The following is a 717-nucleotide window of genomic DNA, read 5'->3' on the forward strand; positions in this document are numbered from 1 at the left end:
CCCCTGCTCATGCAGCTTCCAAATCAACGTCGACGGATCCGTCATCACACTCCACGGCTCACCCCACACCCCACAAAACGCCTCCACATACTTGGGCCAGAAGTCCACCACCGCCACATTCTTCAGCAGATCCTCACCCCAGTTCCTCACCAGATTGAAGAAAACACTATACAACTCACCGGTCTCATCATTGCCCCGCACCAGAATCATCTGAGGCTCCCCTTCCGCCTCATACCTGTACCGGGATTCGAAATTCGTGGGCTCCCACCCGAACTCCGCCGCCAATCCTGGGATGTCTTCCATCCTCACCGGAGCAGGCACCCCCGCCAGACGCTCGATCCAGGTCCGGGCCGTCTCAAAGGAAATATGCCTCAAGACGTCATCCACCCCCTCCCCCCCCCACCGCGCTGGTCGAGCCGGACCGCGAGCGCCAGCAAACAGTCCGTGTGGAAACCCTCGGCGAACGGGTACTGGGACTCGAGTTGGGCCGGAATCCCACCAAGTCTCGACACGGGCCCTTCGCAAGCTCCGGCCCCGGCTCGACCAGCGGAGGGAATCACCACCGCTCCTCCGTTCTGTCCATCGACACGAACCTACAGGTAAGGCAGTCGGGCCACACCGTCAGTTCAGCATAACCCTGCTCATGCAACTTCCAGATGAAATCAATCATGTCAACATCCGTCATCACACTCCACGGCTCACCCCAAGCACCACAAA

The 717-nt window shown here is 59.7% G+C and carries 1 protein-coding gene; it reads right to left on the reverse strand.

Annotation, left to right across the window (positions count from 1 at the left end):
* A partial coding sequence (locus EII35_RS15560; protein WP_148098975.1) for a DUF6301 family protein occupies positions 1 to 387 on the reverse strand: 387 nt, incomplete at its 3' end.
* Positions 388 to 717: the final 330 nt, after the last annotated feature.

The sequence above is a fragment of the Arachnia propionica genome, assembly GCF_003932785.1.
GTDB classification, from domain to species: domain Bacteria; phylum Actinomycetota; class Actinomycetes; order Propionibacteriales; family Propionibacteriaceae; genus Arachnia; species Arachnia propionica_B.